Genomic DNA, 14,578 nt, shown 5'->3' with positions numbered 1-14,578 from the left:
GATCAATAGCTTAAAAATGAGTAAGGGGGATCCTCATGAAAGAAGCGGTAATAGTAGCTGGAGCAAGGACTCCGGTTGGAAGAGCGAAAAAAGGTTCTCTTGCCAGTGTACGTCCTGATGATTTAGGGGCTCTTGTCGTAAAGGAAACGTTAAAGCGTGCAGGAAATTATGAAGGCACCATCGATGACCTGATTATCGGTTGTGCAATGCCTGAAGCGGAGCAAGGATTGAACATGGCTCGTAACATTGGTGCATTGGCAGGATTACCTTATACAGTACCGGCCATAACGATTAATCGTTACTGTTCAAGCGGGCTGCAAAGCATCGCATATGGAGCGGAAAGGATCATGCTCGGCCAAAGTGATACTGTCATTGCAGGCGGAGCGGAATCCATGAGCCTTTTGCCAATGATGGGCCATGTAACACGTCCGAACGCGAGACTTGCGGAAACGGCACCGGAATATTATATGGGTATGGGCCACACTGCTGAAGCCGTTGCAAAAAAATACGGCATTTCCCGTGACGATCAAGATGCATTTTCTGTTCGTAGTCATCAAAAGGCGGCGAAGGCCATTGCAGAAGGAAAGTTTTCGGATGAGATCGTGCCGGTTGACGTAACCCTTCGTTCAGTGGGACCAGATCTTAAGTTAAAGGAAAAAACATTTACATTTACACAGGATGAGGGCGTTCGTCCAGGCACCACTGCTGAAGTGCTAAAAAAACTAAGACCTGCATTCTCTGTTACAGGCTCCGTAACAGCAGGGAATTCCTCACAAACGAGTGATGGTGCAGCCGCGGTCATGGTCATGGATGGGGAAAAGGCCTCTTCATTAGGGATGAAACCGATGGGTAAGTTCCGTTCCTTTGCTGTAGCGGGAGTACCGCCAGAAATCATGGGTATCGGACCGATTGCAGCCATTCCTAAAGCTTTGAAGCTAGCGGGTCTTGAGTTATCGGATATTGGTTTATTTGAATTGAATGAAGCCTTTGCTTCCCAATCCATTCAAATCATTCGTGAGCTCGGTTTGAATGAAGAGATTGTCAATGTAAATGGCGGAGCCATCGCCTTAGGCCATCCACTAGGATGTTCGGGGGCAAAACTGACATTAAGCCTGCTACATGAAATGAAGCGCAGAAACCAACAGTTCGGAGTCGTGACAATGTGTATTGGCGGCGGAATGGGTGCTGCTGGAGTATTTGAATTATTGGCTTAATCCCCCCTCCCGGAAGCTGTCATGCTTCCGGCGGATTTACTATCTTAAATACTTAGGAGGAAATAACATGTCCAATCAAACTACAGATAACCTCATTAAAGGCGGAGCCTTTTTAGTAGAAGATATTACGTATGATCAAGTGTTTACACCGGAAGATTATTCTGATGAGCATAAAATGATCGCCAAAACTACCGAGGATTTCGTAGAGAATGAAATTCTGCCGCAGGTTGAACATTTAGAAAACCATGAATTTGACCGTTCCGTTAAATTACTGAAGCATGCAGGTGAAATCGGTTTACTTGGTGCTGACGTTCCTGAGGAATACAGCGGACTGGGTCTTGATAAAATCAGTTCGGCATTGATCACAGAAAAAATGGCACTTTCAGGCGGCTTTGGAATTACGCATGGTGCACATGTAGGTATCGGATCTTTGCCGATCGTATTATTCGGGAATGAAGAACAAAAGAAAAAATACCTCCCTTTACTGGCAACGGGTGAGAAGATTGCTGCGTATGCCTTAACGGAACCAAGCTCAGGTTCAGATGCCTTGGGAGCAAAAACGACAGCGAAATTGAATGCCGAAGGAACACACTATATTTTAAATGGTGAAAAACAATGGATTACAAATGCAGGTTTTGCAGATGTCTTCTGTGTATACGCCAAAATCGACGGCGAACAATTCTCCGCTTTCATAGTTGAGCGTGATTATGATGGCGTATCAACTGGTGCTGAAGAGAAGAAAATGGGAATCAAAAGCTCATCTACACGTACATTAATCCTTGAAGATGTACATGTGCCAGTCGAAAACCTTTTGGGTGTAGCCGGAAAAGGACATGTCATCGCTTTCAATATCCTGAATATCGGCCGTTATAAATTAGGTGTCGGTGCTGTCGGCGGATCTAAACGTGCCCTTGAGATTACAGCAGCTTATACGAATCAACGTCAACAGTTCAAAACGAAAATTTCCGATTTTAACTTGACGAAAGAAAAACTTGCAACAATGGCATCCAAAATTTATGCAGCAGAAAGCTCTGTATACCGTACCGTTGGCCTTTATGAACAAAGACAAAGCAAATTGACGGATGAGCAAGTGAAAGATGGGAAATCAATGGCTGCTGCAATCGCTGAATATGCCATTGAGTGTTCATTGAATAAATTCTTCGCTTCCGAAGTGTTGGATTATGTTACGGACGAAGGCGTACAGCTTCATGGTGGCTATGGTTTCATGCAGGAGTATGAAATTGAAAAAGCATATCGTGATTCCCGGATTAACCGGATCTTTGAAGGTACAAATGAAATCAATCGATTGCTTGTCCCTGGAACTTTCCTGAAGAAAGCACTTAAAGGGGAATTGCCGCTTCTTCAAAAGGCTCAAAGCCTACAAGAGGAATTAATGATGATGATGCCGGAAGAACCTGGTGATGAGCCATTGGCACAAGAAAAAATGCTTGTTAGAAATGCTAAGAAAATCGGGATTCTGGCAGCTGGCCTTGCTGCACAGAAATACGGCAAAACTCTTGATCAAGAACAAGAAATCCTCTCCAACATTGCTGATATCGCATCCCTTGCCTATGCAGCGGAATCCGTGGTATTGCGTACGGAAAAAGCAATAGCAGCTACAGGTTTGGAGAAGAACAAACAAAAAGTGCTTTACACAGAAATCTTCGTTCAGGAAGCTTTCAATGAAATAGAACAGCACGCAAAGGAAACGTTAATCGCAGTGGAAACAGGCGATACTCTTCGCATCATGCTTGCGTCGCTCCGTAAGCTGACAAGGCATAATCCGATCAATGTCATTGCGAAAAAACGTGAAGCTTCCGTCAAGGTAATCGAAGCTGAAAAATATGCTCTTTAAGAAATGAATCAAAGTCAGTAAAGGGAATGCCCGAGAAGGCATTCCCTTATTTCCTTTGATGAAATCGCATTGGAAAATCAAAAGACAATTCGTTGTATTGCGTGATGAAAACGGGTATTCTATTGATAGGTGGTGAAATGATGGGCTTAACATTATATTGGTACCCAAAATGCGGCACATGCCGTAACGCGAAGAAGTGGCTTGATAATCATGAACTGCAGTATGAAGCAATCCATATAGCGGAAAATCCGCCTTCGCGAACAGAAATAGAACAACTATATAAAATCAGCAATTTGGAGTTGAAGAAGTTTTTCAATACTAGCGGTCAAAAATATCGGGAGCTTGGCTTAAAGGATAAGCTGAAAGAAGCTTCTGAAGCAGAGATGCTTGATATATTGTCCACAGATGGCATGCTTCTGAAAAGGCCGATTGTTACGGATGGCACCAAAGTGACGGTAGGTTTCAAAGAGGAGCAATTCGAACAGGTTTGGAACTGAAAATTTCTCGAAATATTTGGTTAATTCCTTACTTAAACAAACAATCTACCTTATAATGGAATAGATAAAATAAGATGTACATATGGAGGGTTAATAATGACAACAACACCAAAAGAACTTCGTTACACAAAAGAACATGAATGGGTCAAAACGGAAGATGGAACAGTGCGCATTGGAATTACAGCTTTCGCACAGTCCGAGCTTGGGGACATCGTATTCGTTGAGCTTCCGGAAATCGGCGATGAATTGAAAGCGAACGAACCATTCGGAAGTGTTGAATCCGTTAAGACCGTTTCTGAGCTTTATGCACCTATCAGTGGCAAGGTTGTTGAAGTAAACGAAGATTTAAGTGACAACCCTGAATATGTAAATGAGTCTCCTTATGAAAAGGCATGGATGGTTGTGCTTGAACCATCTAATAGCAGTGATATTGAAAGCCTGATGAGCGCTGAAGAGTATGAGAGTTTAATCAACGGTTAAAAAAAGGAGAGGGGGGACTGAAAAGGCCTGCTCTCTTTTTCATTTTGTACCGTGGCAGTTGCACACATAATTCGTGAGATGGAGTGATGACATGGAGTGGGGCGAATTCGATAAAGTGATCATTGTAGAAGGCAGTTCCGATAGAAGAAAAGTTGCCTCCGTTTTAAATGAAGATGTGGAAATAAGATGTACGAATGGGACCATATCATTAACTAAGCTGGATGAATTAGTGGATGAATTGATGGACCGTGATGTTTATCTCCTTTTTGACGCAGATGAATCAGGAGAAAAGCTGCGGAAGCAGTTCCGAAGGGAAATGCCTGAGGCGAACCACCTGTATATTAATAAAATGTACAAAGAAGTGGAAAGCTCACCCGAACATCATATCGCAACTGTGCTTCTATCTGCCAATATGAATGTGAAAATGAAATTTTTAAGTCAAAGGGTGAACGACTAATTGATGCAGGAATGGAAAGAAGAAGAGTGTAAGCTTGCTGTTGAACATGGGGAAACCTTTTGCTTATATTTATATACCCCTTTATGCGGCACTTGTCAGGTTGCCTCCAAGATGCTGACGATATCCTTGGAGCTATTCCCGGAATTGAAGGCAGGCAAAATGAATATGAATTATGTCCAAGCAATTGCCGAATCATATGAAATTGAAAGTGTTCCATGTTTATTGTTTTTCAAAGAAGGACGGCTGCACAAAAAAATATATGCCTTTCAATCCGTTCCTTATTTGTACGGATTGCTTAAGGAAATCAGCTAAGAAACCAATCGGAACCGTGGTTGGTTTCTTTGTTGCGGACATATGAATGTTAGATGAAATTAAACAAAGAATATTCTAACAATTCATTGACTGATTTAATCTAAAATGCTATATTTTGAATTAAGTAACAGCAGAATTTAATAGTTCTTATCAAGAGTGGCGGAGGGACTGGCCCGACGAAGCCCGGCAACCGGTATAAATTTTTATATACGGTGCTAATTCCAGCAGAGTGTTGGCTCTGGTAGATGAGGTGTATTCTTGAAACCTCTTCTTATTGAAGTGGTTTTTTTGTTTATAAAAGGCCAGACATCATATAATTCCAACTAAATCCATAGAAAAAGGTGAAATCATATGTCAGGGAAAAAATTGCGTTTCGAAACATTGAGTGTTCATGGCGGTCTGCAAGCTGATGAAACAGGTGCACGTGCAGTTCCTATCTACCAAAGCAATGCATACTTGTTCAAGGACACCGACCATGCAGCGAATTTATTTGGCCTAAAGGAGAATGGCTATATATATTCACGACTCCATAATCCCACGATCAGCGTTTTTGAGGAAAGAATGGCCTTATTGGAAGGCGGAATCGGCGGATTGGCAACAGCAAGCGGAATGGCTGCCATCTCACTTTCAATCCTGAATATTGCCGCTGCAGGGGATGAGATTGTTTCAGCATCTACATTATATGGCGGTACGTATAACCTTTTTGAAAATACTCTTCCTAAATACGGGATTAAAGTGAAGTTCGTTTCTCCTGATGACCCTGAAAATTTCAAAAGGGCGATTACGCCAAGAACTAAAGCCATTTTTGCTGAAACCATCGGAAATCCAAGTTTGAGGGTGCTTGATATTGAAGCGGTAGCGAAAATCGCCCATGATGCCGGAATACCTTTAATCATTGATAATACCTTTGCGACACCGTATCTATGCAGACCAATTGATTTTGGAGCGGATATTGTCATCCATTCCGCTACAAAATGGCTTCTGGGAAATGGAACTACGCTTGGCGGTGTCATCGTGGATGGAGGGAAATTCGATTGGAACTCGCCAAATTACCCTGGCTTCACAGAGCCTGACCCAAGTTACGACAATCTGGTATACGCCGAGGCAGTTGGACCTGCCGCATTCATAACGAAAGCCCGAGTCCAGTTACTCCGTGATTTAGGACCTGCGCTAAGTGCCCAAAGTGCATTCCAGTTTACGCTGGGACTTGAAACGCTGCATGTAAGGATGAAAGAGCATCTATCAAACACCAAGTCTGTCATTAAATATTTAAAAAACCATCCTGCGGTGACTTGGGTTTCACATCCTGGTGATGAGGATCATCCCGATAAAGCCCTTGCGGAAAAATATTTGCCAAAGGGAGCTGGATCTGTTGTGACTTTTGGGATACAAGGTAATCGAGAAGCTGGGGCAAAACTTATCAATTCGGTGGAATTATGGTCCCATGTAGCGAATGTTGGGGATGCGAAGAGCTTGATCATCCACCCAGCCAGTACGACCCATCAACAATTGAATGAGGCAGGTCTTGCGAAAGCGGGTGTGAGTGCCGACCAAGTCCGTTTATCGATTGGGATTGAAAATGTAGAGGATTTAATAGAAGATTTGGAGCAGGCAATTGAAAAAGCGACGAATATAGTCTCCTTGACATCCAAAACGGTTTAAGTAAAGTTTCTGTATGCTTGTACTAGAAATATTATACATTGCGCTCCTTTTTTATCTATGATAAAATTTCTCCATACTAAAGAACTTAATGATGTACAAATATTCTATATATTAGCTCTTATCAAGAGAGGTGGAGGGATGTGCCCGATGAAACCCGGCAACCGACAAGGAGATTTCCTTGGAAAGGTGCCAATTCACACAAAGTTTAATCACTTTGGAAGATGAGAGGAAGGCCTGTTTCTTCACCTGCCTTTCTGCTCATGCAGAAAGGTTTTTTCTGTTTTAATTGGGTAAACTTTTACATGATATGAGAAACAGACTAATAATGTAGAGAAATCAACTAAGTTCATAGGTTTTATTGGATAAAAGAGGTGAGGGTTAATGATTACATTGACGAAAGTCAGTAAGCTGTTCCGAATAGGAAAAGGAAACAGTGAGACAATCAAGGCTGTAAATAATGTGAATGTTGAAATAAATAAAGGCGAGATTTTCGGTATCATCGGTTACAGTGGAGCGGGGAAAAGTACTTTGATCAGAATGCTCAATGGATTGGAAACACCAACAGAGGGATCTGTTGTAGTTGCTGAGAAGGAAATTTCAAAAATTAAAGGGGCTCAGCTCCGCAAGGCCCGTCAAGAAATCAGCATGATTTTCCAACATTTCAATTTATTATGGTCGAGGACCGTTCAGGAGAATATATCTTTCCCATTGGAAATTGCAGGAGTTTCTAAACCTGAGCGAACCAAGCGTGTGAACGAATTGATCAAGTTAGTAGGATTGGAAGGCAGGGAAAAGGCCTATCCATCACAATTAAGCGGAGGGCAAAAGCAAAGGGTGGGAATAGCCAGGGCTCTGGCAAATGACCCTAAAGTGCTGCTGTGTGATGAAGCGACTTCTGCCTTGGATCCGCAGACTACCGACTCCATACTCGAATTGCTTGTTGACATCAATCAGCGTTTGGGGTTGACGATCGTCTTGATAACACATGAAATGCATGTGATCCGCAAAATCTGCCATCGCGTCGCCGTGATGGAAAGTGGGCAAGTTGTTGAACAGGGACCTGTCCTGGATGTTTTCAAGAACCCTAAAGAACAAATGACGAAGCGTTTCGTGCAACAGGTAACGGAACCGGAAGAAACGAAAGAAACGATGGACCATTTGCTCGAACGCTATCCTGCAGGCAAAGTGATTCAATTGACCTTTGTAGGCGATCATGCCGAAAGCCCGTTGATCACCAAGCTTGTACGTAACTTCGAGTTGGATGTCAATATCGTTCAAGGTAAGATATCCCAAACAAGAAGCGGTTCATATGGAACATTGTTTATCCATCTTGATGGCACTGAGGATGAAATGCTCCGCGCAATCGAATTCATTAAAGCACAGCAGGTAGGCGTGGAGGTGATTACTCATGCTTGAAGAATTATTGCCGAATGTTGATTGGGAAGACATTATTGAAGCTACGAGGGAAACGCTTTACATGACAAGCGTCTCTGTAGTGGCAACCTTTTTTATAGGCATAATATTAGGATTGATCCTGTTCCTGACAGGGAAGGGTAATATGTGGGAAAACCGGGCAGTCAACGGGATCATGAGTGCTGTCGTCAATATTTTCCGTTCCATTCCATTTCTTATTTTGATCGTGCTGCTCATTCCTTTCACTAAAGCGCTAGTCGGTTCCATGATCGGAGAGAACGCTGCACTGCCGGCACTTATTATCGGTGCGGCACCATTTTATGCGCGTATGGTAGAAATCGGCCTTCGTGAAATCGATAAAGGTGTAATTGAAGCTGCTAAATCGATGGGAGCAAAAACGAGCACGATCATTTGGAAGGTCCTTCTTCCAGAGTCAATGCCTGCCCTTATTTCCGGGATTACGGTAACATCGATTGCATTGGTTGGATATACCGCAATGGCCGGGGTCATCGGCGCAGGCGGGCTTGGTAATCTAGCCTATTTGGACGGCTATCAAAGAAATCAAAATGACGTTACACTAGTGGCGACCATCGTTATTCTAATTATCGTCTTCATAATTCAAATTATTGGAGATGTGATTACATCTAAATTGGACAAAAGATAAAGGGAGATGAATAGGATGAAAAAGTTTTTAGGATTTGCATTAATTTTAGTGTTGTCTATCGCTTTGGCTGCTTGTGGAAGTGAAAAGGATAAAAGCGGCAGTGATACGGAGAAAGAATCGAAGAAAATAGTTGTAGGGGCATCCAATGTTCCTCATGCTGAAATCCTTGAGGAAGCTAAGCCGCTTCTTAAAGAAAAAGGAATCGAATTGGAAATCGAAACTTTCCAGGACTATGTTTTACCGAATAAGGCGTTGAATGATAAGGAATTGGATGCTAACTACTTTCAACATATTCCATATTTAGAGGGGCAAATTAAAGAAAATGGATATGACTTCGTTAATGCTGGCGGAATCCATATCGAGCCGATTGCTCTATATTCACAAAAATATAAAAGCATTGATAAACTTCCGGAAGGCGCAACAATTATTATGAGCAGCTCTGTTGCTGATCATGGGCGCGCTTTATCCCTTTTGGAAAAGAATGGCCTGATCACTTTGAAAGAAGGCGTCGATAAAACGACGGCTACAACTAAAGACATCGTTGAAAATAAGAAAAACCTTAAATTCGATGCTGATTATGAAGCGGCCCTGCTTCCTAAAATTTATGAGAGTGGCGAAGGCGATGCAGTCTTGATCAACTCCAACTATGCAATTGACGCCGGTTTGAATCCGCTTGAAGATTCGATTGCGATTGAAGATTCGGAATCTCCATATGTGAATGTCATTGCCGTAAACAAAGGTGACGAAAATAAAGAAGCAATAAAAGCGCTTGTAGAAGTATTGCATTCTAAAGAAATTCAAGATTTCATTCTTAAAGAATACAAAGGTGCAGTTGTACCGGCGGATAAATAATTCAAGAATGGCGACCTGATTTAACTCAGGTCGCAGTTTAAAAACAAAAAGGTTTCGGAATGGTCTCATTCCGAAACCTTTTTGTTTTTATTTTGGATTTGAACCGATAATAGCCCTCTTTATTTGTTGTTGAGTGCCGATGGACAGAGATAACAACCAAAACGCTCATATTACACATAGCCATGGTTGCGGAATCTGCGTCAAAAGCTTCAGGTTTTCCAGCTTTCTTAATCACTTGTTCAATCAGAGGCTCTTAATACGAGTATTTCCGGGTGTTACTATCGTCCCATCACAAATCCGTTACGGTCTTCTGACGCATAAATGAATAAGCGAGCTGGTTTGTCCGTTCAGCTTTTACATAATGCGTCGCTCGTAATTTTTTCGGACTTAGAGAAGTGAGGCACTTCATTTTGAAAACATTAGGTGAAAGTGATTCTATCTGATTGTTTAGACTTAGTGGATTGGAACGGAAGGTACGAGACTCCTGCGGGAAAAGCGAGTCAAGGGAGACCCCGCAGGCGCAAAAGCACCGAGGAGGCTTCCGGACCGCCCGCGGAAAGCTAGTGCCTGAAGTGGAAAGTAACGTTCAAATTTTGAAACCTAAAAACCTAAAAAACTGTACAAACTCATTGATGATCCAGTTTGTTTTAGTCTGCGGCTTAATTTAATTCATTTCATGTTTAATCAGGAAAGGAAAGGGTATAGAGATAATGCAGGTAATAAAATGATACACAAATTTGAAAGGATGGTTCACTATCAATACTCTGGATTTAAATGTAACAAGCGAAATGGAAAAGGCGATGCAGTCTTCACATGGGATTGGCTACAGTGAGTACAGTAGAAACTTAGACCTCCGTATCGAGGTTGAGAAAGAACGGGATAGGGAACATGTAAAGTGCAACAAAATGGTCCAGGACCTACAACGCAAAATTCACGGCTAAGCATATAAAAGAATTCTTTAAAAGATCGGTCTGTAGAGGTAAAATGGAAAGTGGTCCATAAAATAAGGGTTTCCTTATTGGATAAACTTACATAATACCTGACAGTCCGATTTTTTTCTTTTTAAAGCGGAACGTTCATACCTTGCAATCGAATTCTTCGAACATATATTAATAAGGACGAAGATTTGCCGAATAATAAGATAATTTTAACAAAAACTAAAATAAGTATGATTATGCAGTAAATAGGCTATATCTGTTAGTATAGTAAGAATTGGGACAGGTTTTTAACATGGAAGAAGTGGAAACCCTATCTATTTAGTTGATTCCAAATTGGATTTGTTATAAAATTGGAATGAGAATAAAGTGAGAATGCTTTTACGGAAATTATAGTGATAGAAAGTAATCTTTACTTTCTGGTAATAAAATTGGAATTAGTTCACGGAGGTATTATTATGTCAGCTTCTACATTAACGGTTAAAGATCTTCACGTATCAATTGAAGGTAAAGAGATTTTAAAAGGGGTAAACCTTGAAGTTAAAGGTGGAGAAATCCATGCGATCATGGGACCAAATGGAACTGGTAAATCCACTTTATCATCAGCAATCATGGGTCACCCTAAATATGAAGTAACGAGCGGAAGCATCACATTCGATGGTGAAGATGTATTGGAAATGGAAGTCGACGAGCGCGCTCGTGTCGGTCTATTCCTGGCTATGCAATATCCAAGTGAAATCAGCGGTGTTACAAATGCTGACTTCTTACGTTCTTCCATTAACGCACGCCGTGAAGAAGGCGATGAAATTTCATTGATGAAATTCATCCGTCAAATGGATCAAAAAATGGAATTCCTTGAAATGGATGAAGATATGGCGCAACGCTATTTGAATGAAGGTTTCTCCGGCGGAGAGAAAAAACGCAACGAGATTCTTCAATTAATGATGATCCAACCTAAAATTGCAATCTTGGATGAGATTGATTCAGGTCTAGATATCGATGCACTTAAAGTCGTTTCAAAAGGAATCAACGAAATGCGCGGAGAAGACTTTGGATGCTTGATCATCACTCACTACCAACGTCTATTAAATTACATCACTCCTGATTTTGTACATGTAATGATGCAAGGACGCGTCGTAAAATCAGGTGGTCCTGAACTTGCTGCCCGCTTGGAAGCGGAAGGTTATGATTGGATCAAACAAGAATTGGGCATTGAAGACGAAACTGTTGGCGAAGAAGCGTAAGTAGGAGGATTTGCAATGACTACAGAAACGAAATTACCGTTTGAACAAGAGGATATAAGCTCCTATTCAACTAAAAATAATGATCCAGCTTGGCTATCCGAGCTTCGGATTCAAGCGTTTTCTGAATTAGAAAAGCTCCCGATGCCCAAGCCGGATAAAACGAAGATCGATAAATGGAATTTTACTTCTTTCCAGAACCATACGGTTGAAAGTGAAGCTTTTGCCTCTTTAGAGGAGCTTCCGGAAGAAATAAAATCCATCATTGAAGAAAATGAAAACTTATACATTCAACGCAATAATACGCCGGCACATATCAATCTGTCAGCAAACGTGAAAGAGCAAGGCGTCATCTTTACAGATATTTTAACAGCTGCTCGTGACCATGCTGAGCTTGTGCAAAAATATTTCATGAAAGATGGCGTTAAAATAGATGAACATCGTTTAACGGCACTTCATGCTGCATTAGTTAATGGGGGGGCATTCCTTTATGTTCCGAAAAATGTAGAAATCAAAGAGCCGATTCAATCGGTATTCCTGTTGGATAATCCTGATACTACACTTTTCAACCATGTCTTGATCGTAGCGGAAGATAATAGCTCTGTCACATATGTAGAGAATTACTTCTCAAGCGTTGAGTCTAACGAAGGGATTGCCAACATCGTAACGGAAGTATTTGCAAATGCGAATGCCAAAGTCGAATACGGAGCGGTCGATACCCTTTCAAAAGGCTTTACGACATACGTTAACCGCCGTGGAGTGGCAGGACGTGATGCTCGTATTGAGTGGGCGCTTGGCCTTATGAACGACGGAAATACGATTTCAGATAATACAACATATCTAATGGGCGATGGATCTCACGGAGATACAAAAACAGTTGTAGTCGGACGCGGGGAACAAAAGCAGAACTTCACGACTGCCATCATTCATTATGGCAAACGCTCTGAGGGCTATATCCTTAAGCACGGTGTCATGAAAGACGCCGCATCCTCCATTTTTAATGGAATTGGGAAAATAGAGTATGGTGCTACAAAGGCCAATGCCGAACAAGAGTCACGCGTTTTGATGTTAAGTGAAAAAGCGCGCGGAGATGCCAATCCGATCCTCTTGATTGATGAAGATGATGTAACGGCTGGTCATGCTGCTTCCGTCGGCCGTGTCGACCCGCTTCAACTGTATTATTTAATGAGCCGTGGTATTACAAAGAAAGAAGCAGAAAGACTTGTCATTCACGGATTCTTGGCCCCTGTTGTTAACCAGCTTCCAATTGAGGGAGTTAAAAAACAATTAGTAGCGGTCATTGAAAGGAAAGTACAGTAATGAACCCATACGAAATTCGTAAGCTTTTTCCAATATTAGATCAAGAAGTCAATGGTCAGCCATTAGTTTATTTAGATAGTGCTGCAACCTCTCAAAAGCCGGCTGCAGTGATTGAAGCGATTGAGCAATATTACCGCGGATACAACTCGAATGTTCACCGCGGAGTGCATACACTAGGAACAAAAGCTACGGATGCGTATGAAGGTGCTCGTGAAAAGGTACGTAAATTCATTAATGCTTCTTCTACAGAAGAAATCATCTTTACCAGAGGCACAACGACTGCTTTGAATACTGTAGCAAGAAGTTACGGTGGTGCAAATATTAAAGAGGGTGACGAGATCGTCATCTCTTACATGGAGCATCACAGTAATATCATTCCGTGGCAGCAGCTTGCCAAAGAAAAGGGCGCTGTATTGAAGTATATTCCGCTTCAAGAGGATGGCACGATTTCCCTTGACGATGTGAGGGCTACAATTACGGAAGCAACGAAAATCGTGTCCATCATGCAGGTTTCGAATGTACTTGGTGTTATCAATCCTGTGAAGGAGATTGCAAAAATTGCCCATGATCATAATGCTGTTATGGTAGTCGACGGGGCACAGAGCACGCCGCATCTAAAAGTGGATGTCCGTGATTTGGATTGTGATTTCTTCGCCTTCTCAGGTCATAAAATGGTCGGTCCAACAGGTATCGGCGTATTATATGGCAAGAAAGACCTTCTTGAAAAAATGGAACCGATAGAATTCGGCGGAGAGATGATTGATTTTGTAGGTTTGTATGAGTCTACATGGAAAGAACTCCCGTGGAAATTCGAAGGCGGTACCCCAATCATTGCCGGTGCAATCGGCATGGGGGCTGCAATCGATTTCTTGGAAGAAATCGGTTTGGATAATATTGAACGGCATGAACATAAGCTCGCCGCATATGCAATGGAGAAAATGTCAGCAGTTGAAGGGCTGACTATATACGGTCCTAAAGATGCAGAAAAGCGTGCGGGTGTAATTACCTTTAATATTAATGACGTACATCCACATGATGTCGCTACCGTTCTTGATGCAGATGGAATTGCTGTTCGTGCCGGTCATCATTGCGCACAACCATTAATGAAATGGCTTGACGTATCAGCGACAGCAAGAGCAAGTTTCTATCTATATAACACGGAAGAAGATATTGATAAGCTTGTGTCCGGGCTTGTTAAAACGAAGGAGTATTTCAGTAATGTCTTTTGATAACCTAGATACACTTTACCGTCAAGTCATTATGGATCACTATAAGAAACCGCGTAATAAGGGCATGCTAGAAGATGGAAGCATGACAATCGATATGAATAACCCAACTTGCGGCGATCGGATTCGGTTAACGATGAAAATCGAAGATGGCAAGGTCAGCGATGTTAAATTCGATGGTGATGGTTGTTCGATATCCATGAGTTCAGCTTCCATGATGACTCAAGCCATTAAGGGCAAAGACGTTGATACTGCTCTAGCTATGTCCGAGACTTTTTCCTTAATGATTCAGGGAAAAGAATACGACGATGAGATGGACCTTGGGGATATCGAAGCCCTTCAAGGCGTTTCCAAATTCCCTGCACGAATCAAGTGTGCTACCCTGGCTTGGAAAGCCATGGAAAAGGGATTGAAGGAATAATTAAATTAAAATGAGCTGTTGTAATTCAG

14 protein-coding genes and 2 riboswitches are annotated in these 14,578 nt (G+C 41.9%); all 14 genes read left to right on the top strand.

Annotation, left to right across the window (positions count from 1 at the left end; genetic code table 11):
- Positions 1 to 35 precede the first annotated feature (35 nt).
- The 14 genes from ACYP5M_RS13745 to sufU all read left to right on the top strand — a co-directional run bounded on the left by ACYP5M_RS13745 (position 36) and on the right by sufU (position 14,549).
- Positions 36 to 1,214 (top strand): acetyl-CoA C-acetyltransferase, encoded by a 1,179-nt coding sequence (locus ACYP5M_RS13745; protein ID WP_101223661.1) that lies wholly within the window; start codon positions 36 to 38, stop codon positions 1,212 to 1,214.
- A 67-nt stretch (positions 1,215 to 1,281) separates the two neighbouring features.
- Complete coding sequence (locus tag ACYP5M_RS13740; RefSeq protein ID WP_101223660.1) at positions 1,282 to 3,069, top strand: acyl-CoA dehydrogenase family protein; 1,788 nt, start codon at positions 1,282 to 1,284, stop codon at positions 3,067 to 3,069.
- Positions 3,070 to 3,209: 140 nt separating this feature from the next.
- Complete coding sequence (locus ACYP5M_RS13735) at positions 3,210 to 3,566, top strand: arsenate reductase family protein (RefSeq protein ID WP_063234020.1); 357 nt, start codon at positions 3,210 to 3,212, stop codon at positions 3,564 to 3,566.
- Between the two features lie 96 nt (positions 3,567 to 3,662).
- Positions 3,663 to 4,046 (top strand): glycine cleavage system protein GcvH, encoded by a 384-nt coding sequence (gcvH, locus tag ACYP5M_RS13730; RefSeq protein WP_101223658.1) that lies wholly within the window; start codon positions 3,663 to 3,665, stop codon positions 4,044 to 4,046.
- Positions 4,047 to 4,137: 91 nt separating this feature from the next.
- Entirely contained in the window at positions 4,138 to 4,503 is a 366-nt protein-coding gene (locus tag ACYP5M_RS13725; RefSeq protein ID WP_048688210.1) for a toprim domain-containing protein, read from the top strand.
- A gap of 3 nt (positions 4,504 to 4,506) precedes the next feature.
- The gene (locus tag ACYP5M_RS13720; RefSeq protein WP_434169739.1) at positions 4,507 to 4,815 is read left to right on the top strand and encodes a thioredoxin family protein; all 309 of its coding nucleotides are present in this window, start codon (positions 4,507 to 4,509) and stop codon (positions 4,813 to 4,815) included.
- 144 nt (positions 4,816 to 4,959) lie between these two features.
- Positions 4,960 to 5,067: riboswitch (SAM riboswitch) on the top strand.
- Positions 5,068 to 5,166: 99 nt separating this feature from the next.
- Positions 5,167 to 6,477 (top strand): O-acetylhomoserine aminocarboxypropyltransferase/cysteine synthase family protein, encoded by a 1,311-nt coding sequence (locus ACYP5M_RS13715; protein WP_202190602.1) that lies wholly within the window; start codon positions 5,167 to 5,169, stop codon positions 6,475 to 6,477.
- A 115-nt stretch (positions 6,478 to 6,592) separates the two neighbouring features.
- Positions 6,593 to 6,705, top strand: a riboswitch (SAM riboswitch).
- A gap of 153 nt (positions 6,706 to 6,858) precedes the next feature.
- The gene (locus ACYP5M_RS13710) at positions 6,859 to 7,893 is read left to right on the top strand and encodes a methionine ABC transporter ATP-binding protein (protein ID WP_459735163.1); all 1,035 of its coding nucleotides are present in this window, start codon (positions 6,859 to 6,861) and stop codon (positions 7,891 to 7,893) included.
- Positions 7,886 to 8,554 (top strand): methionine ABC transporter permease, encoded by a 669-nt coding sequence (locus tag ACYP5M_RS13705; RefSeq protein WP_101223656.1) that lies wholly within the window; start codon positions 7,886 to 7,888, stop codon positions 8,552 to 8,554. Before ACYP5M_RS13710 ends, ACYP5M_RS13705 begins: the two co-directional genes overlap by 8 nt.
- Positions 8,555 to 8,569: 15 nt before the next feature.
- A complete protein-coding gene (locus tag ACYP5M_RS13700) occupies positions 8,570 to 9,406 on the top strand; it encodes a MetQ/NlpA family ABC transporter substrate-binding protein (RefSeq protein ID WP_434168054.1) in 837 nt (278 codons plus the stop codon).
- Positions 9,407 to 10,799: 1,393 nt separating this feature from the next.
- Positions 10,800 to 11,585, top strand: a complete 786-nt coding sequence (sufC, locus tag ACYP5M_RS13695) for a Fe-S cluster assembly ATPase SufC (RefSeq protein ID WP_034310141.1) — start codon at positions 10,800 to 10,802, stop codon at positions 11,583 to 11,585.
- Between the two features lie 15 nt (positions 11,586 to 11,600).
- Positions 11,601 to 12,902, top strand: coding sequence for a Fe-S cluster assembly protein SufD (gene sufD / locus ACYP5M_RS13690; RefSeq protein ID WP_101223653.1), 1,302 nt, complete (start codon positions 11,601 to 11,603; stop codon positions 12,900 to 12,902).
- Positions 12,902 to 14,131 (top strand): cysteine desulfurase, encoded by a 1,230-nt coding sequence (locus ACYP5M_RS13685; protein ID WP_101223652.1) that lies wholly within the window; start codon positions 12,902 to 12,904, stop codon positions 14,129 to 14,131. The genes sufD and ACYP5M_RS13685 overlap by 1 nt, the downstream gene beginning before the upstream one ends.
- Positions 14,121 to 14,549: a Fe-S cluster assembly sulfur transfer protein SufU gene (sufU, locus tag ACYP5M_RS13680; RefSeq protein WP_034310148.1), complete on the top strand. Its 429-nt coding sequence runs from the start codon at positions 14,121 to 14,123 to the stop codon at positions 14,547 to 14,549. Before ACYP5M_RS13685 ends, sufU begins: the two co-directional genes overlap by 11 nt.
- Positions 14,550 to 14,578: the final 29 nt, after the last annotated feature.

This window comes from Peribacillus sp. N1 (assembly GCF_054600815.1).
This window is presented reverse-complemented; position numbering and strand designations above follow the sequence as displayed.

Bases quoted from the DNA above. Each gene is read 5' to 3' on its own strand.
- ACYP5M_RS13740 (WP_101223660.1), top strand. From the start codon at position 1,282: ATGTCCAATCAAACTACAGATAACCTCATTAAAGGCGGAGCCTTTTTA.
- ACYP5M_RS13725 (WP_048688210.1), top strand. From the start codon at position 4,138: ATGGAGTGGGGCGAATTCGATAAAGTGATCATTGTAGAAGGCAGTTCC.
- ACYP5M_RS13715 (WP_202190602.1), top strand. From the start codon at position 5,167: ATGTCAGGGAAAAAATTGCGTTTCGAAACATTGAGTGTTCATGGCGGT.
- gcvH (WP_101223658.1), top strand. From the start codon at position 3,663: ATGACAACAACACCAAAAGAACTTCGTTACACAAAAGAACATGAATGG.
- ACYP5M_RS13720 (WP_434169739.1), top strand. From the start codon at position 4,507: ATGCAGGAATGGAAAGAAGAAGAGTGTAAGCTTGCTGTTGAACATGGG.
- ACYP5M_RS13700 (WP_434168054.1), top strand. From the start codon at position 8,570: ATGAAAAAGTTTTTAGGATTTGCATTAATTTTAGTGTTGTCTATCGCT.
- ACYP5M_RS13745 (WP_101223661.1), top strand. From the start codon at position 36: ATGAAAGAAGCGGTAATAGTAGCTGGAGCAAGGACTCCGGTTGGAAGA.
- sufC (WP_034310141.1), top strand. From the start codon at position 10,800: ATGTCAGCTTCTACATTAACGGTTAAAGATCTTCACGTATCAATTGAA.
- sufD (WP_101223653.1), top strand. From the start codon at position 11,601: ATGACTACAGAAACGAAATTACCGTTTGAACAAGAGGATATAAGCTCC.
- ACYP5M_RS13685 (WP_101223652.1), top strand. From the start codon at position 12,902: ATGAACCCATACGAAATTCGTAAGCTTTTTCCAATATTAGATCAAGAA.
- ACYP5M_RS13710 (WP_459735163.1), top strand. From the start codon at position 6,859: ATGATTACATTGACGAAAGTCAGTAAGCTGTTCCGAATAGGAAAAGGA.
- sufU (WP_034310148.1), top strand. From the start codon at position 14,121: ATGTCTTTTGATAACCTAGATACACTTTACCGTCAAGTCATTATGGAT.
- ACYP5M_RS13705 (WP_101223656.1), top strand. From the start codon at position 7,886: ATGCTTGAAGAATTATTGCCGAATGTTGATTGGGAAGACATTATTGAA.
- ACYP5M_RS13735 (WP_063234020.1), top strand. From the start codon at position 3,210: ATGGGCTTAACATTATATTGGTACCCAAAATGCGGCACATGCCGTAAC.